This is a genomic window from Burkholderia sp. 3C (assembly GCF_054589155.1).
Map to the genome: position 1 here is coordinate 7,754 of NZ_BAAILN010000026.1, position 26,696 is coordinate 34,449.

Annotated in this window: 27 protein-coding genes and 1 pseudogene; 12 read left to right on the forward strand and 16 right to left on the reverse strand. The window is 68.1% G+C overall.

The genetic code is table 11. The features are described from left to right. Nucleotides 1–91 precede the first annotated feature (91 nt). Nucleotides 92–730, forward strand: coding sequence for a 2-hydroxychromene-2-carboxylate isomerase (locus ACYP33_RS03600; protein WP_459619757.1), 639 nt, complete (start codon nt 92–94; stop codon nt 728–730). An 87-nt stretch (nt 731–817) separates the two neighbouring features. Continuing rightward, nucleotides 818–1,792, forward strand: coding sequence for a LysR family transcriptional regulator (locus ACYP33_RS03605; RefSeq protein ID WP_459619759.1), 975 nt, complete (start codon nt 818–820; stop codon nt 1,790–1,792). A gap of 22 nt (nt 1,793–1,814) precedes the next feature. Here ACYP33_RS03605 and ACYP33_RS03610 read toward each other — a convergent pair whose 3' ends face one another. The 5 genes from ACYP33_RS03610 to xdhA form a co-directional block, all read right to left on the reverse strand. Next, complete coding sequence (locus ACYP33_RS03610) at nt 1,815–2,249, reverse strand: polyketide cyclase (protein ID WP_459619761.1); 435 nt, start codon at nt 2,247–2,249, stop codon at nt 1,815–1,817. A 106-nt stretch (nt 2,250–2,355) separates the two neighbouring features. Continuing rightward, entirely contained in the window at nt 2,356–3,162 is an 807-nt protein-coding gene (locus ACYP33_RS03615; protein WP_459619763.1) for a substrate-binding domain-containing protein, read from the reverse strand. A gap of 127 nt (nt 3,163–3,289) precedes the next feature. Further along, the gene (gene xdhC, locus ACYP33_RS03620) at nt 3,290–3,868 is read right to left on the reverse strand and encodes a xanthine dehydrogenase accessory protein XdhC (protein ID WP_414444062.1); all 579 of its coding nucleotides are present in this window, start codon (nt 3,866–3,868) and stop codon (nt 3,290–3,292) included. A 4-nt stretch (nt 3,869–3,872) separates the two neighbouring features. Beyond that, nucleotides 3,873–6,266, reverse strand: coding sequence for a xanthine dehydrogenase molybdopterin binding subunit (gene xdhB, locus ACYP33_RS03625; RefSeq protein ID WP_459619764.1), 2,394 nt, complete (start codon nt 6,264–6,266; stop codon nt 3,873–3,875). A gap of 23 nt (nt 6,267–6,289) precedes the next feature. Next, complete coding sequence (gene xdhA, locus ACYP33_RS03630) at nt 6,290–8,122, reverse strand: xanthine dehydrogenase small subunit (RefSeq protein ID WP_459619765.1); 1,833 nt, start codon at nt 8,120–8,122, stop codon at nt 6,290–6,292. A gap of 53 nt (nt 8,123–8,175) precedes the next feature. Here xdhA and ACYP33_RS03635 point away from each other — a divergent pair, with 53 nt between their 5' ends. Next, nucleotides 8,176–9,393: an MFS transporter gene (locus ACYP33_RS03635; RefSeq protein WP_459619767.1), complete on the forward strand. Its 1,218-nt coding sequence runs from the start codon at nt 8,176–8,178 to the stop codon at nt 9,391–9,393. A gap of 81 nt (nt 9,394–9,474) precedes the next feature. Here the strand turns inward: ACYP33_RS03635 and ACYP33_RS03640 are convergent, their stop codons facing one another. Continuing rightward, on the reverse strand, nt 9,475–10,686 hold the full coding sequence (locus ACYP33_RS03640; RefSeq protein WP_414450259.1) for a pyridoxal-phosphate-dependent aminotransferase family protein: 1,212 nt from the start codon (nt 10,684–10,686) through the stop codon (nt 9,475–9,477). 554 nt (nt 10,687–11,240) lie between these two features. On the opposite strand from ACYP33_RS03640, the gene ACYP33_RS03645 reads away from it, so the two are divergent. The 4 genes from ACYP33_RS03645 (at nt 11,241) to ACYP33_RS03660 (ending at nt 15,743) form a co-directional block, all read left to right on the forward strand. Beyond that, on the forward strand, nt 11,241–12,212 hold the full coding sequence (locus ACYP33_RS03645; protein WP_414444057.1) for a LysR family transcriptional regulator: 972 nt from the start codon (nt 11,241–11,243) through the stop codon (nt 12,210–12,212). 174 nt (nt 12,213–12,386) lie between these two features. Then, a complete protein-coding gene (gene bluB, locus ACYP33_RS03650; RefSeq protein ID WP_414444056.1) occupies nt 12,387–13,034 on the forward strand; it encodes a 5,6-dimethylbenzimidazole synthase in 648 nt (215 codons plus the stop codon). A gap of 190 nt (nt 13,035–13,224) precedes the next feature. Beyond that, nucleotides 13,225–14,394 (forward strand): MFS transporter, encoded by a 1,170-nt coding sequence (locus ACYP33_RS03655; protein WP_414450262.1) that lies wholly within the window; start codon nt 13,225–13,227, stop codon nt 14,392–14,394. 197 nt (nt 14,395–14,591) lie between these two features. Beyond that, nucleotides 14,592–15,743 (forward strand): MFS transporter, encoded by a 1,152-nt coding sequence (locus tag ACYP33_RS03660; protein WP_414450263.1) that lies wholly within the window; start codon nt 14,592–14,594, stop codon nt 15,741–15,743. A gap of 279 nt (nt 15,744–16,022) precedes the next feature. On the opposite strand, the gene ACYP33_RS03665 is transcribed toward ACYP33_RS03660, so the two are convergent. Next, a complete protein-coding gene (locus tag ACYP33_RS03665) occupies nt 16,023–17,366 on the reverse strand; it encodes an MFS transporter (RefSeq protein WP_459619770.1) in 1,344 nt (447 codons plus the stop codon). Nucleotides 17,367–17,739: 373 nt separating this feature from the next. On the opposite strand from ACYP33_RS03665, the gene ACYP33_RS03670 reads away from it, so the two are divergent. Then, the gene (locus tag ACYP33_RS03670; protein WP_414450265.1) at nt 17,740–18,549 is read left to right on the forward strand and encodes an EAL domain-containing protein; all 810 of its coding nucleotides are present in this window, start codon (nt 17,740–17,742) and stop codon (nt 18,547–18,549) included. A 54-nt stretch (nt 18,550–18,603) separates the two neighbouring features. Here the strand turns inward: ACYP33_RS03670 and ACYP33_RS03675 are convergent, their stop codons facing one another. After that, nucleotides 18,604–19,392 (reverse strand): IclR family transcriptional regulator, encoded by a 789-nt coding sequence (locus tag ACYP33_RS03675; RefSeq protein ID WP_414444051.1) that lies wholly within the window; start codon nt 19,390–19,392, stop codon nt 18,604–18,606. Between the two features lie 76 nt (nt 19,393–19,468). On the opposite strand from ACYP33_RS03675, the gene ACYP33_RS03680 reads away from it, so the two are divergent. After that, on the forward strand, nt 19,469–20,656 hold the full coding sequence (locus tag ACYP33_RS03680) for an acyl-CoA dehydrogenase (protein ID WP_414450267.1): 1,188 nt from the start codon (nt 19,469–19,471) through the stop codon (nt 20,654–20,656). A 127-nt stretch (nt 20,657–20,783) separates the two neighbouring features. Here ACYP33_RS03680 and ACYP33_RS03685 read toward each other — a convergent pair whose 3' ends face one another. After that, nucleotides 20,784–21,422 carry a peroxiredoxin gene (locus ACYP33_RS03685; protein WP_414444049.1) on the reverse strand — a complete coding sequence of 213 codons (639 nt, stop codon included), beginning with the start codon at nt 21,420–21,422 and terminating at the stop codon, nt 20,784–20,786. A gap of 329 nt (nt 21,423–21,751) precedes the next feature. Between ACYP33_RS03685 and ACYP33_RS03690 the strand changes: the two genes are divergently transcribed. The 3 genes from ACYP33_RS03690 to ACYP33_RS03700 all read left to right on the forward strand — a co-directional run bounded on the left by ACYP33_RS03690 (nt 21,752) and on the right by ACYP33_RS03700 (nt 23,078). Beyond that, the gene (locus ACYP33_RS03690; protein ID WP_414445529.1) at nt 21,752–22,054 is read left to right on the forward strand and encodes an ElaB/YgaM/YqjD family protein; all 303 of its coding nucleotides are present in this window, start codon (nt 21,752–21,754) and stop codon (nt 22,052–22,054) included. A gap of 112 nt (nt 22,055–22,166) precedes the next feature. Next, nucleotides 22,167–22,556 carry a phage holin family protein gene (locus ACYP33_RS03695; RefSeq protein WP_414450269.1) on the forward strand — a complete coding sequence of 130 codons (390 nt, stop codon included), beginning with the start codon at nt 22,167–22,169 and terminating at the stop codon, nt 22,554–22,556. Nucleotides 22,557–22,577: 21 nt separating this feature from the next. Beyond that, nucleotides 22,578–23,078, forward strand: coding sequence for a DUF3318 domain-containing protein (locus ACYP33_RS03700; RefSeq protein WP_459619774.1), 501 nt, complete (start codon nt 22,578–22,580; stop codon nt 23,076–23,078). A gap of 37 nt (nt 23,079–23,115) precedes the next feature. Here the strand turns inward: ACYP33_RS03700 and ACYP33_RS03705 are convergent, their stop codons facing one another. The 7 genes and pseudogenes from ACYP33_RS03705 to glyA all read right to left on the reverse strand — a co-directional run. Next, on the reverse strand, nt 23,116–23,529 hold the full coding sequence (locus ACYP33_RS03705; protein WP_459619776.1) for a type IV pilin protein: 414 nt from the start codon (nt 23,527–23,529) through the stop codon (nt 23,116–23,118). A gap of 35 nt (nt 23,530–23,564) precedes the next feature. Beyond that, nucleotides 23,565–24,140, reverse strand: a complete 576-nt coding sequence (locus ACYP33_RS03710) for a pilus assembly PilX family protein (protein WP_459619778.1) — start codon at nt 24,138–24,140, stop codon at nt 23,565–23,567. Beyond that, on the reverse strand, nt 24,137–24,937 hold the full coding sequence (locus tag ACYP33_RS03715) for a PilW family protein (RefSeq protein WP_459619786.1): 801 nt from the start codon (nt 24,935–24,937) through the stop codon (nt 24,137–24,139). The genes ACYP33_RS03710 and ACYP33_RS03715 overlap by 4 nt, the downstream gene beginning before the upstream one ends. Further along, complete coding sequence (locus tag ACYP33_RS03720) at nt 24,934–25,290, reverse strand: type IV pilus modification PilV family protein (RefSeq protein ID WP_459619781.1); 357 nt, start codon at nt 25,288–25,290, stop codon at nt 24,934–24,936. Before ACYP33_RS03720 ends, ACYP33_RS03715 begins: the two co-directional genes overlap by 4 nt. 14 nt (nt 25,291–25,304) lie before the next feature. Further along, entirely contained in the window at nt 25,305–25,865 is a 561-nt protein-coding gene (locus ACYP33_RS03725) for a GspH/FimT family pseudopilin (RefSeq protein WP_459619783.1), read from the reverse strand. Between the two features lie 160 nt (nt 25,866–26,025). Beyond that, nucleotides 26,026–26,511: a transcriptional regulator NrdR gene (gene nrdR, locus ACYP33_RS03730; protein ID WP_414450276.1), complete on the reverse strand. Its 486-nt coding sequence runs from the start codon at nt 26,509–26,511 to the stop codon at nt 26,026–26,028. Between the two features lie 6 nt (nt 26,512–26,517). Next, nucleotides 26,518–26,696 (reverse strand): annotated as a pseudogene (glyA, locus tag ACYP33_RS03735) (serine hydroxymethyltransferase); the annotation flags it as partial.

Genomic DNA, 26,696 nt, shown 5'->3' on the forward strand with positions numbered 1-26,696 from the left:
TCGCCGCGATTGCTGCACGCGGCTCCGCCATTGCGTACCATGACGGCTCGCGGGCCGCGCCGCCCCGCGCCATTCCACAGGAGATTCCCAGATGACCGTGGGCCACGACGCCAGCCAGCCGCGCTGGTATTACGATTTCCTGTCGCCGTTCACGTACCTGCTGCTCGAGCAGCAAGACAAGTGGCCGAGCATGCCGTTCGAGCCGGTGCCGGTTTCGCTGCCGGTGCTTCAGCATCACTGGGGCCAGCGCCCGATGTACGACGTGCCGGCCAAGCGCGTGTTCACGTACCGCCACGCGCTGTTCCGCGCCGATCAGCTCGGCATCCCGTTCCGCATGCCGCCCGCGCACCCGTTCGATTCGTCGCGGATCATGCGGCTCGCGGTGGCCGTGTCGGCCGATTTCGCGACGGTGCGCGAGATCTTCCGCTTCATCTGGCGCGAAGGGCGGGACCCGACCACCGAGGAGGGCTTCGCGGCGCTGTGCGAGCGCGTCGGCATCGCCGCCGACGATCCGCGCATCGACGCCGACGCCACCCGCGAACACCTCGACCGCAACACGCAGGACGCGATCGCGCTCGGCGTGTTCGGCGTGCCGACGTTCTGGATGAACCGTCAGTTGTTCTGGGGCGAGGATGCGCTGTCGATGGTGCTGTATTGCGCGCGCACGCCGAACTGGCTCGAATCGAAGGAAGTGAAGCGAATCAGCGCGCTGCCGCCCGGCCGCCGCTGATACCCCGGATAGCGCGCGCCGCGCCGCCTGCGCGACGCGCTCCGGTATCGTAGGCGCGATATGTGCCCGACCGGCTCCCGACCGCCGATGCTCCCCGATCCCACCCACCTCCACGCCACCGACGCCCGCACCGCCTCGCTCGATATCTGGCTGGTGCGGGTGCTGCGCACGCTGCTGCTGGAGCGCAGCGTCACGCAAGCCGCGCTGCGCCTGAACCAGACGCAGCCGGCCATCAGCACCGCGCTGCGGCGGCTGCGCGAAATTCTCAACGATCCGATCCTGGTGCGTGGCAAGTCGGGCATGGTGCCGACCGAATACGGCGCGTCGCTGCTCGATGCCGCACAACGCGCGCTGCGCGACGTCGATTTCATCGCCACGCCGCACGGCGATTTCGATCCGGCCCGCTCGCGCCGCACATTCCGGATCGCCGCGCCCGATTACCTCAACGATTTCTTCATGCCGACGCTGATCGCGCGCTTTCGCGAGGCCGCGCCGCTCGCGCATCTGGAGCTCGATTCGCTGAACCCGGCGCTCGATCACGCCGGCGCGCTCGATTCGGGCCAGCTCGATCTGGTGATCGCGAACTGGCCAAAGCCGGAGCCGCGCTTCACACGCAGCGAGCTGTTCCGCGATGCGGTGGTGTGCCTGATGCGCGACACGCATCCGCTCGCGCACGCGCCGCTCACGCGCGAAGCCTACGCGGCGGCCGCGCATCTGGCGCCCACGCCGTATACGGGCGCGGCACGCAACGCGATCGAGATCGGCCTGGCGCGCGCCAGACTCGAACGCCGGGTGGTCGCCACGCTGCCGTATTTCGGCGTGGTGCCGCAGGTGCTGCTGCAATCGGACCTGATCTTCACCACCACGCGCCGCTTCGCGATGCACTACGCGCAACTGCTGCCGCTCGTGATCGCCGAGCCGCCCGTGCCGTTTCCGCGCATCCTCTGCTACCAGCTTGCCCATCCGCAGCCTGACCGGCCGACCGACATCGCCTGGCTCGGCGCGTTCGTGAAATCGGTGTCCGACGGGCTGACCGGCACGCGAGCACGCAAAAAACGCTAAGGCATCCTGGGCAAGGGCGTGCTTACGCGCCGATCCACGTTTCCTGCAGATGGGTCCAGCGGATCGCGCCGCTCGCCGCCTCGCGTTCGAGCACGGCCGTCGAGCGGCGCGAGCGCAGCGCGCCCGTCGCGTCGTGCTGATGCTCGTCGTAGCCGATCGCCGCGCCGCCCGGGTAGCACGCGATCGCGCGCATCGCGGAAAACGTGATGCGCAGCCCCGGCTTGCCGCCGCCCAGCCGCGCGAACAACGTGCGCAGGCCGGCGTGATCGAACTGCGCGCCGTCGGTGCCGACCATCGTGAAGCACGGCGCGAACTGCGCGAGCAACGCATCGAGCGAGGCTGCATCGGTGGCGGTGCCGGCGAGCCAGGCCTCGATTGCGGCGCAGGTCGAGATGATCGTGTCGAAGTAGGCTTGCACGTCGGCGGTGCCGGTGGTGGTGGAGGTCGAATCGGTCATCGGGAATCCGGAATGAAAACGAACGGCCGCGCGAGGCGGCCGCAATCGTGGGTCAATGAAACGGCGCCAAGCGGCGCCTCGAATCAACGTGGCTGGCCTCGGCGCCTCAATGCGCCGCGATCGGGTCGAGCCCGGTCGCTTCCACATCGGCGCGCGCCGCCGGCGAAGCCAGATAGTCGAGCAGCTTGCGCGCCGCTTCGGGATGCGGCGCGTTCACCGGAATGCCGGCCGCATAGCGCGTGATCGATTGCAGCGATTCGGGAATCCGCCCGGCGAACGCGACGCCCTTCACCGGCAGCAGTTCGGCCACCTGCTGGAAGCCGAGCGCATAGCTGCCGTCGGCCACCTTCGACGCCACCGGTACGCGCGGCACCTTGGTCGCCTTCGGCTTCAGTTGCGCGCCGATGCCGAGCTTGTCGAACAGCTCGCGCTCGATATACACGCCGCTCGCGCTGTCCGAATAGGCCACCGACGGCGCGGCCAGCAGCGCGGCCTTCAGCGCCTCGGGCGTGCTGACGTCGGGCACCGGCGCACCGGCCCGCACCACCGCGCCGATCCGCGAATCGGCCAGCTCGACGCGCGAATCGGCGCGCACCTTGCCTTCGGCGATCAGCTTGTCGAGCGCGTAGCCGACCATGATCACGACGTCGGCCGGCTCGCCGCGCGCGAGGCGGTTCGGGATCGCCTGCGGCGTCTCGCCCATCGACGGGCCGTAGATGATGTCGAGCGTATCGCCCGAGGCGGCGGTGAATTTCGGCGCGAGGCGCTGATAGGCGGCCGTGAAGCCGCCCGAATTCATGACGTGCAGCTCGACGGCGTGGGCGACGGTGGTGAATGCGCCGGCCGCGAGGGCGGCGGCCAGCAGAATGGCGCGAGCGCAGGCGCGGCGCGATGAAGGAAGATGTCTCGGCATTGTTGTCGGTGCCGGCCCGCGAGGGCCGTCTCGTTGGGAAACAGTGCCGGCTATCTTCGCGAAAAGCGCCGCGTTTGAAAAGATCGAATTGCGCAGCGGCGCGCGCCATGTCATTCCACAGGGCCGTTCACGGCGCGAGCGCAGCCTCGGCCGCCGCCTGTTTGCGCCACGCGCACGGCGCGCCGGTGCGGGCCTGCAGCAACTCGGCACACACCGCCACAGCGATCGCGGCCGGCGCCTTGTCGACGATGCCGCCCACGCCGATCGGGCACACCATGTCGGCCAGGTGCGCGGCCGCAACGCCGCGCGCGACGAGCCGCCGCTCGAACCGCACGCGCTTGGTGCGCGAGCCGATCATGCCGAAATACGCGAAATCCTCGCGCCGCAGGATTCGCTCGGCCAGCGCGAAGTCGAGCGCGTGGTTGTGCGTCATGACGAGGAAATACGCACCGGGCGGCGCGGCGTCCACCAGCACGTCGGGCGTGTCGGTCGGCTCGGGCTGCACGTTCGGCGGCACCTCGTCGGGGAAGCATTCGTCGCGCGTATCGACCCACTGCACCACGCAGGGCAGATGCGCGAGCAACGCGACGAGCGCATGGCCGACATGCCCCGCGCCGAACAGCACGACATGCATCGGCGCCGGGCGTGACGCAATGGCCGGCTCGCGCCGGCGCCCGACCTGAATCGACGACGGAATCGGCCGCATCGCGTCATGCCTCCGGAGGTTGAGCCGCTTGCGTGGCTTGCGTGGCTTCAGCGGCTTGCGCCGAAGCGGCCGCCCGCACGGCCTGCACCGCCCGAAGGATCGATTCTCCGGTGGCCGGCGCTTCGAGCGGCGGCTGCACACGGTAGTCGCCCACCGCGGCCACCGCGTCGCGCACCGCGAAGAACACCGAGAACGGCAACAGCAGCGGCGGCTCGCCGACCGCCTTCGAGCGGTGAATGCTGTCTTCCACGTTGCGGTTGCGGAACAGGTTCACGTGGAATTCGGGCGGCGTGTCGTTGACGGTCGGGATCTTGTAGGTGGAAGGCGCGTGCGTCATCAGCTTGCCGCCGTCGTTCCACCACAGCTCCTCGGTCGTGAGCCAACCCATGCCCTGGATGAACGCGCCCTCCACCTGCCCCTTGTCGAGCGCCGGGTTCAGCGACGCACCCACGTCGTGCAGCGCATCGACGCGCAGCACGCGCATCTCGCCCGTCAGCGTATCGATCACCACCTCGCTGACAGCCGCGCCGTACGCGTAGTAGAAAAACGGCCGGCCCTGCAGCTTGGCCTGATCCCAATACAGCTTCGGCGTGGCGTAAAAACCGTCCGACCACAGCTGCACGCGCGCCAGGTACGCCTTCGCCACCACCTCGCCGAACGGCAGCGCTTGAGCGCCGACCCACACGCGATCGTCGGCGAAGCGCACCTCGGCGGCGCTCACGCTGCCGTCGCCGAGCTTCTCGGCCGCGAACGCCGCGAGCCGCTCGCGCAATTGCCGCGCCGCATCCTGCGCGGCCTTGCCGTTCAGGTCGGAGCCGGTGGAGGCCGCGGTGGCCGAGGTATTCGCCACCTTGCTCGTATCGGTGGCCGTCACGCGCACGCGGCCGAACGCAACGCCCAGCTCGTGCGCCACCACCTGCGCCACCTTGGTGTTGAGCCCCTGCCCCATCTCGGTTCCGCCGTGGTTCACGAGGATCGAGCCGTCGGTGTAGATGTGCACGAGCGCGCCGGCCTGATTGAAGTGCGCGACGTTGAACGCAATGCCGAACTTGACTGGCGTGATCGCGATGCCCTTCTTCAGCACCGGGTTGGCCGCGTTGAATTCGCGCACGGCGCGGCGGCGCGCGCGGTAGCCGCTGGTCGCCTCCAGCTCGCCGAGCAGCGCGTGCAGCACGTTGTCCTCGATGGTCTGGCCGTAGGGCGTGACGTTGTTGTCGTCCTTGCCGTAGAGGTTGCGGTAGCGCACGTCGAGCGGGTCGAGCCCGAGCGAGCGCGCCACGTTGTCGACGATGTACTCGATCGCGAACGCGCCCTGCGGCCCGCCGAAGCCGCGAAACGCGGTGTTCGATTGCGTGTGGGTCTTGCCGCAATGGCCCGCGATCGATACGTCGGGCAGCCAGTACGCGTTGTCGAAATGGCAGACGGCACGCGTCATCACCGGGCCGGACAGGTCGGCCGAGAAGCCGCAGCGCGAGGTCATGTCGACCGACACGCCGTCGATCCGGCCGCTCGCGTCGTAGCCGACCTCGTAGCGGTAATGGAAATCGTGGCGCTTGCCGGTGATCATCATGTCGTCGTCGCGATCGGGGCGCAGCTTGACCGGACACAGCAGCTTCCACGCCGCGACAGCCGCGCAGCACGCGAAGATGCCCGACTGCGATTCCTTGCCGCCGAAGCCGCCGCCCATGCGCCGGCACTCGATCAGCACGTTGTGCGAGGCCACGCCGAGCGCATGCGCCACCAGATGCTGCATCTCGCTCGGGTGCTGCGTCGAGCAATAGACATGCATGCCGTCGTCGTCCTTCGGCACCGCGTAGGCGATCTGCCCTTCGAGATAGAACTGCTCCTGGCCGCCGAGCGTCATCTCGCCCGCGTCGCGGAACGCGGCGGCGGCGGCCTTGGCCGCCGCATCGCCGCGCGCCAGCCGCATCGGCGGCAGCACGTACGATTCGGCCGCACGCGCGGCCTGGGCGGTCAGGATCGCGGGCAGCGGCGCGTAGTCGATCTTCGCGAGGCGCGCCGCGCGCCGCGCCGTGTCGTGCGAAGTCGCCACGACGATGAACACCGGCTGGCCGACGAACTGCACGAGGCCGTCGGCCAGGATCGGATCGTCGTGGATGATCGGGCCGCAATCGTTGACGCCGGGAATGTCCTCGGCGGTGAACACCGCGACCACGCCGGGCATGGCGCGCACGGCCTCGAAATCGGTGGCGACGATGCGCGCGTGCGCCTGCGTGCTCAGGCCCAGCGCAGCGTGCAGCGTGCCGGCCATGACCGGGATGTCGTCGGTATAGGTGGCGCGGCCGCTCACATGCAGATGCGCGGATTCGTGCGGCAGCGAGACATGGACCTGACGGAACTCGAGATCCTGGAGGAACGATTCGGCTTGCTGATTCATGGTGAGGGCTCCGGATTCCAGGGTCAGCGGCCGGCCGATGCCGGCGAAGGTTCGGACGAAGGCGAAGGCGACGCCGCCGCCACGCAGCGCACGTTCAGCGCGGTGCTCGCGAGCGGCGCATCGGTGCGCGTTTCGAGCCAGAACCGGTAGAGCAGGTTGCGCGCGGCATCGAGCCGGTAGGCGCCGGTCGCGCGCATGTCGGACAGCGGCGCGTAATCGCGTTCGAGCGCCTGCATCGCGGCCTGCGCGGTGGCTTCGTGCCAGCGCGCGCCGTCGAGCGCGGCCTCGGTGTGCGCGCCGCGCTTGGGCGTGGCGGCCATGCCGCCGAACGCGATGCGCGGTTCGCGGATCGTGTCGCCGTCGGCGATGAACGAGAACGCCGCGCAAACCGCCGAGATATCCGAATCGAAGCGCTTCGAAAGTTTATAGGTGCGGAATTGCAGGTTCGCGCGCGCGCCGGTGCGCAGCGGCACGCGCAGCGCAGCGACGAATTCGTCGGGCGCCATGTCCTTCTTCTGATAGGCGAGGTAGAGCGCTTCGAGCGGCAGCTCGCGCGTGGCGTCGGGGCCGCGCAGCACGACATGCGCGCCGAGCGCGATCAGCCCCGGCATCGAATCGCCGATCGGCGAACCGTTCGCGACGTTGCCGCCGAGCGTGCCCGCGTTGCGGATCGGCAGCGAGGCGAAGCGCCGCCACATCTCGGTCAGTTCGGGGTAATGCACGGCCAGCGCCGCGTAGGCCCGCTCGACCGTCACGCCCGCGCCGATCTCCAGCCAGCCGTCGGCCTCGGCGATCTCGCGCAGCGCGGCAACCTGGCCCAGATAGATCACGTCGCCGAGGTCGCGCAACTGCTTGGTGACCCACAGGCCGACGTCGGTGCTGCCGGCCAGCAGGCGTGCCTGCGGCTTCGCGGCGCGCAGCGCGGCCAGCGCCTCGATGCTGCGCGGCGCATCGAAGCTGCGACCGGCGTGTGCGTAGTGGAACGTGTCGTCGCGATGCAGTGCGGCGAGCGTGCGGGCCAGCGCGGCGCGATCGAGCGGCGCGGCCGGCGGCGGCATGCCGAACATCTGCTCGGCCGCATCGACGATCGGCCGGTAGCCGGTGCAGCGGCACAGGTTGCCGGTCAGCGCGTCGGCGATCGCCTCGCGCGACGGCACGGCGGGCGGCGTGCACGGGCCCGACGTGCTGCTGTCCGGCACGATCGGAATCATGTTGCGCGCCGCCGTCTCGAAGCCGGCCTTCTCGTACAACGCCCACATCGACATCACGAAACCCGGCGTGCAGAACCCGCACTGCGAGCCGTGGCAATCGACCATCGCCTGCTGCACCGGATGCAGCGCGCCGCCGGGCTGGCGCAGGTCCTCCACGGTGAACAGCGCGCGGCCGTCGAGCGTCGGCAGGAACTGGATGCACGCGTTGACGGCCTTGAACTCGACGCCGCCGGACGGCGTCAGCTCGCCGAGCACCACGGTGCAGGCGCCGCAGTCGCCTTCGGCGCAGCCCTCCTTGGTGCCGGTGCAGTGCGCGTCCTCGCGCAGATACTGGAGAACGGTACGGGTCACGTCGGCGCCGCTGACTTCGCGGATCGCCTGACGGTGATGGAAACGGATCGGCTGGCTCATCGGGTGTCGCTGGTTGAATTCGCGGGGAACCCGGCGGCGCGGGCCTGGCCACAGCATACGGCCGGCCGGCGCTCGGGTCGGGTCGATGGTTCGCAAGCTAACACCGCCGAAAATCGCAACCCATAGCCCGAATCGCATGCGGCTCATACTGGCTCGCCCATATCGGGACGCAGCAGACACGCCACAGCATTCGTCGGATGAACTAAACGGTACCTGCACGGAACGGCGTTCCATGCAACAATTCGGGTTTCTACTGACGCGCTGTTCCGTCCCCGCCGATTTCGCCCATGTCCTCCGATTCTGCTTCGACCCCGCGCAGCGGGTTCTCGACGACCCTGCAAATCCTGTCCGTCGTCTCGTTCACCTTTGTCTGTTATCTGACGATTGGCCTGCCGCTCGCGGTATTGCCGGGTTTCGTGCACGAGGAATTGGGGCTGTCGGCCGTGGTGGCCGGCGCGGCGATCAGCGTGCAATACCTGGCGACGCTGGCCTCGCGGCCGCTGGCCGGGCGCTGCGCCGACACGCTCGGCCCGAAGCGCACCGTGCTGCGCGGCTTGCTCGGCTGCGGCGCGAGCGGCGTGCTGCTGCTGGTGGCGCTGCTGTTCGTGCGCTGGCCGGCCGTCAGCCTGGTGCTGCTGCTGGCCAGCCGGCTGGTGCTCGGCGTGGGCGAAAGCCTGTGCGGCACGGGCGCGATCCTCTGGGGGATCGGCCGGGTCGGCGTGACCAACAATGCGCGCGTGATTTCGTGGAACGGCATCGCCACCTACGGCGCGCTGGCGATCGGCGCCCCGCTCGGCGTGGCGATCGCGCACTCGGTCAATGCGGCGCTGCTCGGCGTGCTGATGGTGGCGCTGGCGGCGATCGGCTACTGGTTCGCGCTGCGCCTCGCACCGGTGCCGCTCGTGCACGGTGAACGGATGTCGTACGCCAGCGTGTTCACGCGCGTGCTGCCGCACGGCATCGGCCTCGCGCTCGGCTCGGCCGGGTTCGGCTCGATCTCGACGTTCATCGCGCTCTATTACGCCGCGCGCCACTGGCCGAACGCGGCGCTGTCGCTGACGGTGTTCGGGGTGTTGTTCATCGGCTCGCGCCTGCTGTTCGCGAACACCATCAAGAATTACGGCGGGTTCCGCGTCGCGATCGTCTCGTTCGTGGTGGAGTGCCTGGGCCTGCTGCTGCTGTGGCTCGCACCGGTACCGCACGTCGCGCTGGCCGGCGCCGCGCTGACCGGCTTCGGCTTCGCGCTGATCTTCCCGGCGCTCGGCGTGGAGGCCGTGTCGCTGGTGCCGCCGGCCAGCCGCGGCGCGGCGCTGTCGGCCTATTCGGTGTTCCTGGATCTGTCGCTCGGCATCACCGGCCCGCTGGCCGGCTACGTGGCCGGGGAGTTCGGCTATCCGCAGGTGTTCCTGTTCGCGGCCGTGGCGGCCGCGGCGGGCGTGGTGATCTCGCTGATGCTCTATCAGCGCCAGAACCGCGCCGGCGCGCAAACCGGCGCGGCGGCCTGAGGTTCAACTTCGCGCGCGGGCGCCCGCCCGCGCGGCAAGCGGCTGAATGACCTGGGCGGCAGACGCGGCCGCCCCTCCTTCCTACAACCGGTTCGACAGCGCCTGCTCCAGCGCGGCCACCCCGCCCGACAGGTCGACCGGCACCTTCAGATCCACCATCGTGCGGCCGAACGCGTGCAGCGTGCGGAACAAATTGTGTTCCCGGCATTGCTCGCCCATCTGGCCGATCCGCACGATCGGCAGCCCGAACGAACCCGAGATCTCGACCTGGTGATGCTGGGAGATGTGCCCGCAGATGAGGCCGGGCGTCAGCCCTTCCGGCACGCGGATGCCGACCACCGAATTGAGCCGGCATTCTTCCGGCGTATAGAGTTCGAGCCCCATTGCGGCGACGCCGGCCTGCAGCGCCACGGCGCAGCGCTGATGGCGCGCGTAGCGGCTTTCCAGCGTTTCCTGGCACACCAGCCGGAGCGCCTCGTGCAACGCCAGCACGCCCGACACCGGCGCCGTGTAGTGATAACCGGCGTTGTGCCAGAAATTCTCGGCCAGCGACATGTCGAGGCACCAGTGCGCGTTCGGCTCGGGGCGCTGCTTCATGCGCGTCCAGGCGGCGTCCGAGAACGCGATCAGCGACACGCCCGGAATCGACGACAAGCCCTTCTGCCCGCCCGTGATGACCGCATCGATACCCCAGGCATCCATGTCGAGCGGCATGGTGGACAGCGTGCACACGGCATCGACCACCACCAGCGCGCCGGCCGCCTTGGCCAGCGCCGCGATCTCCTTCAGGTGCCGGTTCCAGACCGTGTTCGAGGTTTCGCCGTGCACGATCGTGACGATCTCGGGCTGCTCGCGCGCGATCGCCTCGGCCACGGCTTCCAGGCTGGCGGCCTCGCGATCGGGCACGTCGAGATAACGCACGTCGGCACCGATCCGGATCGCCATCTCGGCCATCCGCGCGCTGAAGAAGCCGTTGCGGATCGACAGCACGCGCGTGCCGCGCCAGGCCAGGTTCGAGATCGCCATTTCCATGGCCGCCGAGCCGGGGCCGGCCACGCCGAGCACCCATTTCGTGCGGGTCTGGAACACATAACGCGCCATCTCCTTCACCTGCTCGATGATCTTCGCCATCGTCGCGCCGAGGTGGTTGATCACGATCGCATTCGCCTTGGCAACCGCGGCCGGGATCGGCACGGGGCCGGCCCCCATCATCAGCAGCGGTTCCTCGGGAAGGATCGCGTCGAGCGGAACCACGACGGGACAGGGGATCGGCGAATAGTCGTTATGGGGCATGGGCGGGCAGGAGCGGGAGCGTTGAGACAGGGTGCGGGCGCACCGGAACCGTCGTTCATTCCGCGAACCGGCCCCGCACGCAAGCCCCCTGGCCAATCGGCCATACGGCACAGCCGACGCCGCGCGTCGTGCGGGATTAACCGAATGGATCGAAGCCGATTTATTTGCTCACCTGCCGCGCGACCGAGGCGGCAGATGGATCAGGCATTTTTTGTTCCGTGACATTCGGAATTTTCGATTCCGTGAATTCCAAAATACAGACAAAAAAGAAAATTTTTCAGGTCACCAAAATCGGCCAAATAAAAAAATAAAACTCATTAAATTCATCAACTTAACCAATTTATTCGATTGCATAGGTGACGCTTTATCGGCGCCAACCTGTTAAAAATACCGGCAAATTTGTCGAATTAATCGGTTGACTGACTTAACCACTTTATTGAACAATTTACCGAGCCGTGCGTATTAGATAATTCACCCGGGCTGATCCGACAGCGTTTGACGGGCACCACGACACGGCACACACAAGCACAATCATCGAACGGGCCGACAAAGCTATGAACCAGATCCAAACCATGAGGGTGTTCGTCTGCGTCGCCGAGCTACAAAGCTTTCGGCAAGCGGCGCGCAAGCTGGGCGTGTCCAATGCGCTCGTCACGCGTTCGATCGCGATGCTCGAGACGCACCTCGACACCCGGCTGATCCACCGCACCACGCGCAACCTCTCGCTGACCGAGGCCGGCACGCGCTATCTCGACGGCTGCCGCGCGCTGCTCGAGGAATTCGATCATCTCGAGGCATCGGTGGCGCACACCATCCGCGAGCCGGTCGGCACCTTGCGGATCGCCGTGTCCGGTTCGTTGTCGCCGCAACGGCTCACGCCGCTGATCGACGGGTTCCGCCGCCAGTATCCGAAGGTGCGCGTGCAACTGACCATCGCCGAAAGCCCGATCGACGGGCTCGACACGTCGTTCGACGCCGCGATCGTCGCGGGCCGCAAGGTGGACGACGGCGAGGCGCTGATCAGCCACGCCTTGGCGCCCGATCCGTTCATCGCGGTGGCCTCGCCCGCCTACCTCGAACAGCACGGCGAGCCGCACCGCCCCGACGAGCTGGCCCGCCATGCGGCCGTCGCGCTGCCGCTGGCGGCGCACGGCTTCACCTGGCGCTTCCTCGACGCCGGCCGCTTCGCGCACCTGGTCACGCTGCAGCCGGCCTACACGATCAACGACGCCTGGCTGGTGCGCGCCGCCGCGCTGGCCGGCTCGGGCATCGCGATGCTGCCCGAGAGCTTCGTGGCCGACGCGATCTCGCGCGGCGAGCTGGTGCGGCTGCTGGCCGATTACCGGATCGACGACACCGATGCGCAACTGGCCGTGGTCTATCCGAACCGCCAGTTCGTGCCGGCCCGCACGCGCAGCTTCGTCGAGCACGCGCTCTACCACTTCGGCCCGCGCTCGAACGGCCGCTACGGCTACGTCCACGATGCGGTGGATGAACGCGGCGACGTCGTCACCGGCCTGCAGTAAGCCCACGCGCCACCGCCGGCCCTGCTCGGCCGGCCGGTGGCGCAGCCTTCCGCCCCCTCCCCCGTACGTCGCATTCCCGCCGCGCCCCTTGCGGCGCTGCATTGGCGCGGTATCTGTTATCGTGCCGGCTCCGGCCGCCGCCCCCGGCGGTCCAGCAGCCCCGACAGCCTCCCCATGCGTTTCGACGATTCCTCGATCGCCGCCGTCTACCGCGCGATTTTCGAGCGGCGCGACATGCGCCATTTCACCTCCGAACCGGTCGACCCGGCCGTGCTCGCGCGGCTGATCCGCGCCGCGCATCACGCGCCGAGCGTCGGCTTCATGCAGCCGTGGCGCTTCATCCGCATCACCAGCCGGCCGCTGCGCGAGCGCATCCACGCGCTGGTCGACGCCGAACGACGCGCCACCGCCGACGCGCTCGGCGAGCGTCAGGACGAATTCATGCGGCTGAAGGTCGAGGGCATCCGCGAATGCGGCGAGATCCTGGTGGTCGCGCTCGGCGACGACCGCGAGCGCCACGTGTTCGGTCGCCGCACGCTGCCCGAGATGGATCTCGCCTCGGCCGCCTGCGCGATCCAGAACATGTGGCTCGCGGCGCGCGCCGAAGGGCTCGGCATGGGCTGGGTGTCGCTGTTCGACGTCGACGCGCTGCGCGAATTGCTCGGCATGCCCGACGGCGCCAAGCCGATCGCCGTGCTGTGTCTCGGCCATGTCGATGCGTTCTACACGCGGCCGATGCTGGAGGAAGCGCAATGGGCCGAGCGCGTGCCCGTGGAGGATTGCGTGTTCGAAAACGGCTGGGGCAGCGCACCGCCCGCCTGACAGGCGAACAGGGGCAGGATCGGCCGGCTCACGCAGCCTCGGCCGCCTTTGCGTCGCGCAGACGCCACAGCGTTTCCAGCCCCATTTATCAGGGTTTTTACCAAGCTAGAATCGCGGCTATCCCTGCCCGATCCCCCGCGCGCCGCATCCCGCGACGCCAGAATCCGGCCCGTTAGCCCCGGACCTCTCCATGCCGTTGCCGCTCCTCGCTCTTGCCATCGCCGCGTTTGGAATCGGTACCACCGAATTCGTCATCATGGGCTTGCTGCCCAACGTCGCGCTCGATCTCGGCGTGTCGATCCCGGCCGCCGGCATGCTGGTGTCGGGTTATGCGCTCGGCGTCACGATCGGCGCGCCGATCCTCGCCGTCGTCACCGCGAAGATGCCGCGCCGCCAGGCGCTGCTCGGCCTGATCGGCGTGTTCATCGCCGGCAACCTGCTGTGCGCGATCGCCCCCAACTACGGCCTGCTGATGGCCGCGCGCGTGGTGACAGCGTTCTGCCATGGCGCGTTCTTCGGGATCGGCTCGGTGGTGGCCAGCAGCCTGGTCGCACCGAACCGCCGCGCGCAGGCGATCGCGCTGATGTTCACCGGCCTCACGCTGGCCAACGTGCTCGGCGTGCCGCTCGGCACCGCGCTGGGCCAGGCGTTCGGCTGGCGCTCGACGTTCTGGGCCGTGACGGCGATCGGCGTGGCCGCAGCCGGCGCGCTCGCGCTGTGCCTGCCGCGCCGGCTCGAGATGCCCTCCACCAGCATCGCGCGCGAATTCCGCGTGATGCGCAATCCGCAGGTGCTGATGGTGCTCGGCATCAGCGTGCTCGCCTCGGCCAGCCTGTTCTCGGTGTTCACCTACATCACGCCGATCCTCGAAGACGTCACGCACTTCTCGCCGCACGAAGTCACGCTGGTGCTGCTGCTGTTCGGCCTCGGCCTGACGGTGGGCGGCACGATCGGCGGCAAGCTGGCCGACTGGCGCCGGATGCCGTCGCTGATCGTCACGCTCGCGCTGATCGGGCTCGTGCAGGTGGTGTTCGGCAGCACCATGCACCTGCCGATCCCCGCGCTCGTGACGATTTTCCTGTGGGGCGTGCTCGCATTCGCCATCGTGCCGATCGCGCAGATCCTGATCGTCGATCGCGCCAGCGAGGCGCCGAACCTCGCCTCGACGCTGAACCAGGGCGCCTTCAACCTCGGCAACGCCACCGGCGCCTGGCTCGGCGGCATGGCGATCGGCGCGGGCATGCCGCTCACGCAGCTGCCCTGGGTGGGCGTCATGATGGCGCTCGGCGCGCTGGCGCTGACGCTGTGGTCGGCCTCGCTCGAACGCCGGCCGTTCGCGGGGCCGTCGACGCTGGCCTGAGCGGCGCACCGGCGGCGGCATCCGCCGCACCTCCCCAACCTGCCGCACCTGCCGCTCCGGCCACACAGGCTTCACCGGCCTCACGCTCGCAACGCACCGGCCGACGGTAAGGATGGCGCCGGCATCCCGCCGGGCAACGCCGCCGGCACGACCCGCATCATGGCCGGAAAGCCGCGCCCGGTGTAGCATCTCGGCCAATGAAAACCATCCTTACCCGCGATTTCCTGGCACTGATCCTCAGCGTCGCGGTGGTCGGCCTCGGCACCGGCGCGACCTTGCCGCTGACCGCGCTCGCGCTGACCGAATCGGGCCACGGCACCGGCGTGGTCGGCATGCTGACCGCCGCGCAAGCGGGGGGCGGCCTGGCGATCGTGCCGTTCGTCACCTGGCTCACGCGCCGCTTCGGCGCGCGCGAATCGATCGTCGTGTCGGTGCTGACAGTCGCCGCGGCCACCGCCGCGATGCAGGCCACCGCCGATCTCGTCATCTGGGCCGTGCTGCGCGCACTGTGCGGCGCGGCCTTGATGCTGTTGTTCACGATCGGCGAGGCCTGGGTCAACGAACTGGCCAACGACGCCACGCGCGGCCGCGTGGTCGCCATCTACGCCACCAACTTCACGCTGTTCCAGATGGCCGGCCCGGTGCTGGTCAGCCGGATCGCCGATCTCGACAGCACGCGCTTCGCGCTGTGCGGTGCGCTGTTCCTGCTGGCGCTGCCGGCCCTGGCCGCGATCCGCCGCCCGCCCGGCGCGAGCGAGCCGCATCACGGCGAGGCCGAGCACGATCATTGGCGGCGCGTGCTGCCGCTGATGCCGGCGCTGATCGTCGGCACCGCGTTCTTCGCGCTGTTCGACACGCTGGCGCTGTCGCTGCTGCCGATCTACGGGATCGAGCGCGGCGTGGCGAGCGGCGTGGCCGTGCTGCTGGCGTCCATCACACTGCTCGGCGATACCACCATGCAGTTCCCGATCGGCTGGCTGGCCGACAAGCTCGGACGCGCGCGCGTGCATCTCGGCGCGGGCATCGTCGTGACGCTGTTGTTGCCGCTGTTGCCGCTGGTCATCACGAACCCGTGGCTGTGCTGGCCGCTGCTGTTCGTGATCGGCGCGGCGGCGGGCAGCACCTATACGCTGTCGATCGTCGCGTGCGGCGAGCGCTTTCGCGGCGCGGCGCTCGTCACGGCCAGTTCGCTGGTGTCGGCGTCGTGGAGCGCGGCGAGCTTCGGCGGCCCGATCGTGGCCGGCTCGCTGATGAACGCCTGGGGCAGCGATGCACTGGTCGGCGTGATGGTGGCCGCGGCGCTCGCGTTCGTGATGGCCGCGTTGTGGGAGCGGCGGCGCGGCGTCTGAGGACGGCGGCGCTTGAGCCGGACGCCGTTGTCATGCGTCGCGGGCGAGCGCCTCGGCGAAGCTCATCGGCCAGGGCGGCTGGCCGATTGCCCTGCTTCGGGTAAAAGCGAGTGCTTCGCCTTGAACAACGTTCAACGGCGTCAACCCGCATGCCGAACCTCAGCTCGAACAGCGCCGAGCGCTTCGTCTCCAGCAAGCTCCGACAGCACGAATTGCCTGCGGCCCGCCCCAGCACAAACGGCACCCGGAGCGCTTCACTTCAAGCCATCTCCAACCGCCTCAAGCCACCTGCCGCGCCTGCGGCCCACGCCCACGCGTGGCAACGCCGAGCCCCAGCACGAACAGCGCCGAGGCCAGCACCGGCAGCGCCGCGGCATGGAACAGCGACGCATTGCTCCAGTTCAGCGCGATCAGTTGCCCGCCGACCAGCGGCCCGAGCACCGAGCCGATCCGGCCGATCCCGAGGCTCCAGCCGATGCCGGTCGAACGCAGCGCGGTCGGATAGAACTGCCCGGCCAGCGCATTGACGGCCGGCTGGCCGCCGACCACGCAGAATCCTCCCGCGAACACCACGGCAAGCAGCCACGGCAACGCACCCGCCACCGCACCGATCGCGCCCACCGACACGGCCGCGCCGAGAAAGCAGACGAACAGCACGCGCACGAAGCCGAAGCGCTCGATCAGGCTGCCGAGCAGCAAGGTGCCGACCACGCCGCCCGTCTGCAACGCCGTGCCGACGATCACGGCCGTGGACGACGCATAACCGGCATCGCGCATCACGGTCGGCAGCCAGTTCGACAGGAAGTACAGATCGATCAGGTTCATGAAGCTGATCGCCCACAGTAGCAGCGTGACGGGCAGGCGGCCGGCGCGGAACAGCTCGGCGACGGGCGCGCCGTCGGTGGCCGGCTCGCGCACCACCAGGCGCGTTTGCGCGTCGACCGCCAGGCTCGGCGCGAAGCCGGCCAGCCACGCACGGGCGCGCTCGACACGGCCCTTCAGCACCAGGAACTGCAGCGATTCGGGCAGCCACGCGAGCATGGCCAGCGCCAGCACGAGCGGCACCGCGCCGCCCGTGAAGAACACCGCGCGCCAGCCGAACGCCGGGATCAGCGCGGCGCTGATGAAGCCGCCCAGCGCCGCACCGAGCGTGAAGCCGCACGACACGACCATCATCCGCTTGACGCGGTGCGCGGCCGGGCTGAACTCGCCGACCAGCGCCATCGCGTTCGGCATGATGCAGCCGAGGCCGAGCCCCGTGACGAAGCGCAGCGCGATCAGCGTCGGGATGGTGGAGACGAACGGCGTGGCGAGCATGGTCAGCGCGAAAAACAGCGTCGAGCCGATCAGCACCGGCCGGCGGCCGATCCGGTCGGCCAGCACCGATAGCCCCAGCGCACCGATCAGCATGCCGAACAAACTCGCGCTGAACACCGGGCCCAGCGCGGATTTCGCCACCCCCCATTCGGCGATCACGCTCGGCGCGACGTAGCCCATCGCCTGCGCGTCGAAACCATCGATGACAAGGCAGGCGCCGCACAGCACCAGCAGCAGCGCGTGGAAACCGGGCCGCCGCGTATCTTCGATCACGCGATCGACTTCAAGCGTGCGCGCGGCGCTCATCGCGCGGCTCCGGCCAAGGCGTGCAGCGATGCCGATATCGATTCAGCGACGGCGATCGTACGAGGCAGGCCACGGCTGGGCAGGGTGACGGGCTGAAATCGGGGCATCGGGCGTCTCCGGTGGTGTCGTCTCTCGGACATGCGGGGCATGCAGGGCATGCGATACGGCACAGGCGGCCACCGCCTGCGCGCAACGTTACGAATGGTAAAACCAATTTCCCATAACGTAACCGCTGTATACCCTGATCCCGCCCTCGCCCGCCGTGCCCGGTCGATATCCATATGACCAAAACGCCGAACTGCACCTTGCCGGCACTGCTACTATCCTTGAGGTACTCGGGCCGCTTCGCTCCGTTTGCCTACCCAATCCCACCATGATCCCGCTCACCATCCCCGAACTGGTCGAACGCGCCGGCGCCCGGCCTTATCTGCGCGAGCATCTCGCGCTGGCCCCGGGCGGCAACGCGGCTATCGCCACGCTGTCCGGCATCACGCTTGGCAGTACCTATCAACCGATCTATGACGTGACGATGCCCGGCGCGCCGCAATCCTCGTCGTTCGCCGATGCGATCGAGCGCTACGGCGACGAACTCGGATTCCAGGCGGTGCTCAGTTCGGAAAGCGAAATACCGCTCGATCCGTTCGAGGCGATCGGCGAAGACACGCTGCTGGTCGAGTTCGACCGGCTCTCGCGCGCACTCCACGCGATCAACTTCTTCGGCGCGCAGCGTCACGGCTTGCTGTTCCTGCGCGTGCACGAGCGGCTGCTCAAGAGCGTCAAATACGATCACGGCAAGCATTTCGGCGCCGTGTTGCGCCAGTTCGGCATCAACCCCGAACGCGTCGTGATCGAGCTGCCGGCCGCCGCCGTCGCGCACAAGACGTTCGTCGGCTATCTGACCAAGAGCTATCAGCATCACGGCTTCAAGGTGGCCGACAAGCTGCCCGATCCGGGGCGCATTCTCGCGGTCGAATCGGAGCTGGCCCGCCCGGACTACATCAAGATGGATGCCACGGTCGCGTTGCGCGACGGCATGGTGAAGGCGCTGGTCGGCTATGCGCAGCGCATGAAGGTGCCGATCATCTTTGATCAGGTATCCGATGAAACGCAGTTCTCGCTGCTGCGCCAGTACGACGTGCGGCTCATGCAGGGGCCGGTGTTCGCGCAGCCCGCGCACGTCTGAGCGCCGCTGGCGCGCCGTGGCCATGGCGGCCCGGCGCTTTCCGTTGTTTCGCGCTCAGCCCGGCTCGCCGAGCCGCTGCGCCAGCGCGCGCAGCTTCGGGCCGATGCGCTTGCGAAATACCTCCTCGCCCATCGACGACGCCGGCCCGCTGCAACTGAGGATCAGCCAGCGCCCTTCGCGCGGCTCGCGATACGGCACGGCTGCCGCGTTCACGTCGTCGTGCCAGTCGCGAAACGAATAGCAACACCCGTCGCTCGCGAAATCGGCCAGCGCGCGCTCGGCCGCCGCCACGCGTGACGCGCCCGCGCGCGCCGGCACCACGCCGCGCTTCAACTCCGCCAGCAGCGCCGCGCAGGCATCGGCCGGCTGCACGGCCAGATAGGCCCGCCCCATCGAACTCGTCAGCATCGACAGCCGCGAACCGGCGGCCAGCCCCAACGTGAGCGCCGTCTCGCTGCGGATCGTTTCGAGGTAGATCATGTCGAGGCCGTCTCGGCAGCCGAGCGAGACGGCCGCGCCGATCTCGCGCGCGAGCGCCTGCATGTGCGGACGCGCCACGTCGAGCGCGCTGGCGCCGGACAGCAACGCATAGCCGAGCGACAGCACGCCGGCGTCGAGCGCGTACTTGCCGAGCGCCTCGTCGAAGCGCAGATAGCCGAGCACGCTCAACGTGTAGGCGAGCCGGTTCACGGTCGCTTTCGGCAAACCGGTGCGCTCCACGAAATCGCGATTGCCGAGCATGGTTTCGCCGGGACGGAACGCGCGCAGCAGATCGAGACCGCGCGCAAGCGCCGTGACGAACTTGCGCTCGTCGAGCGCCGGATCAAGACGGGATGAATTCATACGGTGCTACACTGGCTGTCAATTTGCAGAACATTGTTCCGCACAGCGAAACTCCAGTCAAGCAAGGAGATGAAACATGGCTGCCGCCACTTTCCATTGGGACGACCCTTTGCTGCTCGACCAGCAGCTCGCCGACGACGAACGGATGATCCGCGACGCCGCCCACGCTTACGCGCAGGGCAAGCTCATGCCGCGCGTGACCGACGCGTTCCGTCACGAAAAAACCGATGCGGCGATCTTCCGCGAGATGGGCGAAATCGGCCTGCTCGGCCCGACGATCCCCGAGGAATACGGCGGCCCCGGCCTGAACGCCGTCAGCTACGGGCTGATCGCGCGCGAGGTGGAGCGCGTCGATTCCGGCTATCGCTCGATGATGTCGGTGCAGTCGTCGCTCGTGATGGTGCCGATCTTCGAATTCGGTTCGGAGGCGCAGAAGCAGAAATATCTGCCGAAGCTCGTGAGCGGCGAATGGATCGGCTGCTTCGGCCTGACCGAGCCGAATCACGGCTCGGACCCGGGCAGCATGATCACGCGCGCGAAGAAGGTGGCGGGCGGCTACGCGCTGTCGGGCGCGAAGATGTGGATTACGAATTCGCCGATCGCCGACGTGTTCGTGGTGTGGGCGCAGCTCGACGAGGACGGCCGCGACACGATCCGCGGCTTCATCCTCGAAAAGGGCTGGAAGGGGCTGTCCGCCCCGGCGATCCACGGCAAGGTGGGCCTGCGCGCGTCGATCACCGGCGAGATCGTGCTCGACGAGGTGTTCGTGCCCGAGGAAAACCTGCTGCCGAACGTCAGTGGCCTGCGCGGCCCGTTCACCTGCCTGAATTCGGCGCGCTATGGCATCGCCTGGGGCGCGCTCGGTGCGGCCGAAGCGTGCTGGCACACGGCGCGCCAGTACGTGCTCGATCGTCATCAGTTCGGCCGCCCGCTGGCCGCCAACCAGTTGATCCAGAAGAAGCTGGCCGACATGCAGACCGAAATCACGCTCGCCCTGCAGGGTGTGCTGCGCCTCGGCCGCATGAAGGACGAAGGCACCGCGGCTGTCGAGATCACCTCGATCATGAAGCGCAATTCGTGCGGCAAGGCGCTCGACATCGCACGGCTCGCGCGCGACATGCTCGGCGGCAACGGCATCTCGGACGAATTCGGCGTGGCGCGCCATCTCGTCAATCTCGAAGTGGTCAATACCTACGAGGGCACGCACGACATCCATGCGCTGATCCTCGGCCGCGCGCAGACCGGCATTCAGGCGTTCTTCTGATCTGATCGACCGAGCGGGAGCGCACCGGCCCCGATCCTCGCACCGACGAAAAACGGGCATCGCAGCGTGGCTTGCGATGCCCGTTTTCAATGGCGTGTCGCGTGGCCGCGCGCGGCGGCCACGGCGATCACTTGTTCGGCTGCGGCGTGAGGCGCAGGTACGGACGCACGGCCTTGTAGCCCTTCGGGAAGCGCTGCTTCAGCTCTTCCTCGTCCTTCAGCGACGGCACGATCACGACATCGTCGCCATCCTTCCAGTTGCCCGGCGTGGCGACCTTGTAGTTGTCGGTCAGTTGCAGCGAATCGATGACGCGCAGCACTTCGTCGAAATTGCGGCCGGTGCTGGCCGGATAGGTGATGGTCAGGCGCACCTTCTTGTTCGGATCGATGACGAACAGCGAACGCACGGTCAGCGTTTCGTTCGCGTTCGGGTGGATCATGTCGTACAGCTGCGAGACCTTGCGGTCGGCATCGGCGAGGATCGGGAAATTGACGACCGTCGATTGCGTTTCGTTGATGTCGCCGATCCAGCCCTTGTGCGACTCGGCGCTGTCGACCGACAGCGCGATCGCCTTCACGTTGCGCTTCTCGAACTCGCCCTTGAGCTTCGCGGTCAGGCCCAGTTCGGTCGTGCACACCGGGGTGTAGTCGGCCGGATGCGAGAACAGAACGCCCCAGCTGCTGCCGAGCCACTCATGAAACTTGATGTGGCCGAGGCTCGAATCCTGCTCGAAGTCGGGTGCGATATCGCCAAGACGTAGACTCATGTTGCTCCTCCAGGATGGATGAACCGGTGGTTGGCGGCCAGGCGCGGCACGCGCGCGGCCAAAGCTCAAGCTTACGTCAACAGGCTGTTCGGGCAACGATTATTCCGTCAGATCGACATGAGGTTTTGTCATTTTTTCCCGGCACATTGAAAGTTTGGGGAAACTTTTTCGCAAGCGATTCACTCCCTCCTTTTATCGCCAGTCGTTTACCATGACCCGTCATGCCCTCTGGCGGGCCTCTGCCGCGATCCGGCACCCCTTGCTCGCCAGCGGGCACGGGTTTCGCTAGGATGTGTGCTATGTGGTACCTCTGCACAAAGGGAGTTGCAATGTCGGAAATCAACAAGGAGAAACTGATGTCGGATATCAAAACCGTTCTCGCGGATGCGGAAGACCTGCTGAAACAAGCGGCAGCCAGCACGGGTGATCGCGCGTCGGAACTTCGCGAAAAGGCGCTGTCGCGCCTCAAGCAGGCGAAGGAAAAGGCCGCCGACGTTCAGGTCGTGGTGGTCGAGAAGGGCAAGAAGGCCGCGCGCGCCACCGACGACTACGTTCACGAACATCCGTGGACCTCGATCGGCATTGCCGCAGGCGTGGGCGTGCTGATCGGCCTGCTGATCAACCGCAAGTAAGTTCCACTGCGGCGCCCGCAAGCGGCGCCGTGTCCCGCTGCCGGGCCGGCCGGCGTCCTTCGCGCCGGCCGGCTTCGGCTCGCCGCCTCCTGCACGCGCAAGCGCCCCATCCATGACGACAGATACGCCACCGCTCCATTCAGCACACGGCCCGTTGCGCCGCCTGCTCGGGTCCGTATTCGCGCTCCTGCAAACCCGGCTGGAGCTGGTCGGGATCGAGCTCGCCGAGGAAAAAGAGCGCCTGATCGGCGTGTTGTTCCTCGGCCTCGGCGCGATGATGCTCGCCACGATGGCCCTGATCAGCATGACCGTGCTGGTCGCGATCGCATTCTGGGACACCTACCGCTGGCAGTCGCTGGCCGGCATTACGGCAATCTACGCGATCGGCGCGCTGATCTGCGGGCTCAAGGCCCGCAGCGGCCTTCGCGAAGCGCCGAGCGTCTTCGAGGCCACGCTGCACGAGCTCGAAAAGGACCGCGAACTGTTTCGCGGCAAGCCCTGACCCACTTCACGCCCACGCGCCATGAACTCATCCGCCTCGGACGACCCGTTCCGCCAGCCGCGTTCGCGGCGGCGGCTCAGTCCCACGCAGTACCGTGCGTTGCGCAAGGAATTGCTGATCCTGCGCTCGGACGTCGAACGCCTCGAACTGGCCGAAGCCGGCGCTGAACTGCGCCAGGCCGTGACGCACTTCCGCTGGTTGAAGCTGCTGATGCCCGGCTTTTCGGGCAGCTCGTTCAGCCGCTCGGCGAAAGGCATCAACGCGAGCCTCGGTTCGATCGTCAGCCAATACCCGCTCGTCAGCTCGCTCGTGTCGGCCGTGCTCGCCAAGCCGGTGCGTTCGCTGGTCGCCAAAAGCGCCGTCCCAGCCTTGAAATGGGGATCGGTCGGCTTCGCGGTGTGGGAGGCCTACCAGATCTGGCGCGGCGCCCAACGCAACAAGGCCGCGGCGGAAGCCATCAAGGTTGGCGGCGCCGCCACCGGTGCGCATCACGTCGCGACGAAAGACAGCGACAGGCCCTGATCCTGCGGGTGCCGGCATATCGTGCCGGCGCCCTTCATCACATCATCCAGCACGCCGGCCGCGGTTCTTCCGGGCTGGCTTCCGCCCCCGGTATCCGATTGGCTCGCGAACCGTCCGAACGCAGCAGATAGCTGCCGCAGCGGTCCTCGGCCATCGGCCCTTGCCGCTCCGGCGTCGCGCTCAACACATAGCCTTCCGAACCCGCCGACTCGACTGTCAGCCGGTATACCGGCGCGCCCTGCTCCGGGATCGGACCCAGCTCGACGGGCTGCTTGCCCGGCTCGCCGCCTCCACGCGCAGCCAGATCGTGCGCGGCGCGATAGAGCGCCGTGACGGCGGCGAGACGATGACCGCGCTCGATCTGCCGCCGATACGACGGCACCGCGAATGCCGCAATCACGGCGGCGACCGCCAAAACGATCGTCAGTTCGATCAGCGTGAAGGCCGACATGCTGTTCGAGCGGCACCTGTATGTGCGCAGTCGGATCACGGTGCATTCCCCTCGAACGGGGCCGCCACGACATGACGCCAACGCCGCGCGACCATCACATCGCCCTCGAACGCGACCTGCGCCTGCAGCCAGATGCGCGTGGTGCGCGTCGTGCCGGTTCCGGCCGCAGTCAGCAGATAGGCCTGCCATCGTGGATGCGAAGCGAGCGGCCAGCGTTCGATCAGGCACGCAGGCGGCATCGCGGCGCCGGGCCAGCTCGGGAATGGATGCAGCGCGGCCGGGCCATCGAGGGCGCCAGGTTGCCGCCATCCACTCGGCTCGCCAACCGCGCTCCGCACGCTCGATGTCCGCATCGGCCGCGCGATGAGGGCGACGCGCTCGGCCAGGCTTCGCTCGCATGCGTCCAGCGCGGCCTCGGCGGCGTGGAAGGCGATGCTGCGCGATGCGTAAGCGCCCACCGCGCGCGCATCGGACATCGACATCTCGAAACCTCCCGCACTGACGACGAGCATCGCGGACAAGATGGCAAGCACGCCCGGCAGGGCCGCACCCGTCATGCGCTCGTGCCGGCGGTGGCCGTGCGATAGCGCGATGAAACGGGCTCGGTTCATCGCGTGGCGCCTTCGGCGGCAATGCCGTTACGCAACGACAGCCATTGCCGTGCGATCCAGCGTGCCCGACCATCCCGGACCACACGTGCTCGACCATCGCAATCGACATAGCGGTTTGCCCGCGACCCTGGCGCACCACGCGCCTCGACGCAGACTTCGACAGCCACCACGTTCGCCCATGCCGCCCCCGTGATCGTTCCGGCGTCTCGCCATGCCGCCTCGTCGTGCAAGCGGTAACGCATGCGCAACCGTTCGACGCCCTCCACAAGCGGCTGGGCCACACCGGGGCGGCCGCCGCCCTCGCAATAGAGTTCCGGTTCGCCGCTGCGGCTGCCGTTGCGAACGAAGTAGCGATTGACGATCGATGGACGCTCGACCTCCGCACCGACGCCTTGCCCGAGACAGTCGGTCACCTGCCCGCTCGCGGTCGGCCAGGTCGATACCGCGTCGCCGATGTAGTGCACCTGCAGGCCGTCGGAATCGGTCGTCGCGCCGGAGCAGCCGGGTCGCGCCGGATCTCCGGATGGCCGTGCCGACGCGCATCCGAACAGTGGCGCGCTCGCTGCGCCAACCGGCGTATCGAGCGGCACGAAACCGGCCATGCGCACCGATTGCGCGATCAAGGCCAGCGCCGTGGATGCCGCATCGCGCGCCCGCATGCCGTCGAGCGACGCCCCATGCGTGCTGCGTTGCGCTCGGTAGAGCGACACGGCGGCGGCCACGACGAAGGCCGCCAACGCCAGCGCGATCAATGCTTCGATGAGCGTATGCGCCTGCTCGGTATGACGTCGCCTCATCGCTCCCCTCCCGCCGAGAACGCCAACGCCACGCAACCCTGGCTGCAAACCCTATCGTTCGATGCCGGTACATCGCGCCGCCATCGCACTTCGACCTGTGCGAATGCAGCGCGCATCGTGCTGTCGATTTGCATGTCGTGCAAACCTGCCGAGGCACGCACGAGGTCGATCGTCGAGGTACTTCCGCTGCGCGCAAGTTCCGCCCATGAATCGGCCATCCGCAACGCCCGCATGCGCGTGGCAGCTTCGGATGCCGCCCGCTGCATCGCGAGTTGCGCGCCGAGCACGGCAATCGTTGCACCCGCAAGCAACAGCATCGCGATCGCCACTTCGAGCAAAGCGCTGCCGGCCATCCTTCGCGCGCACCTCATTGCGTTGCCCCGCAGCGTCCAGCCGTGACGCGCGCGCGGCCGCCTGCGGCAATCCTGAGGCAACGCGCAACGCGTATTGCTCGTGCGCCGTCCACCACGCCGCGCAGCTCCTGCGGTAAAAATTCGAAGCGCCGAAAGCCGCCGATCACCTGCCCCGCAGGCGGCGTAAACACCACACCACCGGCCGCGCCGTCGACCCGCACACCCGGCATGGCCGGCACTCGCCGGAGCACTGCCGGCTCATGCCGGTGCGAATCGGGCAACACGATGCTCCATCCGCACGACCACTCACCTTCGATCTTGCAAGTGCCCCCGCTCGTTGCGCATACGGGGTTCTGATCGCCGCGGCAAACCGCGACACGCACGCCTCGCGACACGGCCTCGACGCGTGCGGTGGCCAGCGCCGCCAGCATCGACATCGCACCGGCTTCCACTCGGTCGCGCTGCCGCCAGGCAACGAACGATGGCGACGCGTAGGCCGCAACGATCGCAAGCAGCGCGATCGCCAGCATCGATTCCACGAGCGTGACGCCCGCCATCCGTTTCGTGATCCGCATGCCCAACCCCGCTTCGCCAGAACGATGCGAGGACTGTAGCGGGATGAACGCAGGCGCGCCATTGGCCGAACGGCCTAATGGCGCAAACCGTCATCGCCGGCAACAATCGTTGCGACGAGATCGGTTCAGGAGAGCGGGAATGAAGCGGAAGGAAAGGAAATCAGCGCTTGCGGGCCGGGCCCGGCTTGGCCGGCACCGCGCGGCGGAATTCCTCGATCACGTCGGCGAATTCGGAGACATCCTCGAAACGCCGATAGACCGATGCGAAGCGCACGTAAGCGATGGTGTCGAGCTCGCGCAACTCGTTCATGACGAGTTCGCCGAGCTTCTCGCTGCGCACCTCGCGCTCGCCGGTAGCGAGCAGTTGATACTCGATGCGGGCGACCGACGCGTCGATCGCATCCGCCGCAACGGGCCGCTTGCGCAGCGCCAGTTGCATGCTCGCGACGATCTTGCGGCGGTCGAATTCCGTGCGGCTGCCGTCCTTCTTGACGACCGCCGGCAACGCCAGCTCCACGCGCTCGTACGTCGTGAAACGCTTGTCGCAGGCGGAGCAGCGGCGGCGGCGCCGGATCGCGGCGCCATCTTCGGACACGCGGGAATCGACAACCTGCGTGTCCTCATGCCGGCAGAACGGGCAGCGCATCGGCGATCAGCGATAGACCGGGAAACGCTTGGTCAGCTCGCTGACCTGGCCGCGCACGCGTTCGAGCGTAGCCGCATCTTCCGGGTTGTCCAGCACGTCGGCGATCAGGTTGCCGACGATCTCGGCTTCCTTCGTGCCGAAGCCGCGCGTCGTCATCGCCGGCGAGCCCAGGCGAACGCCCGAGG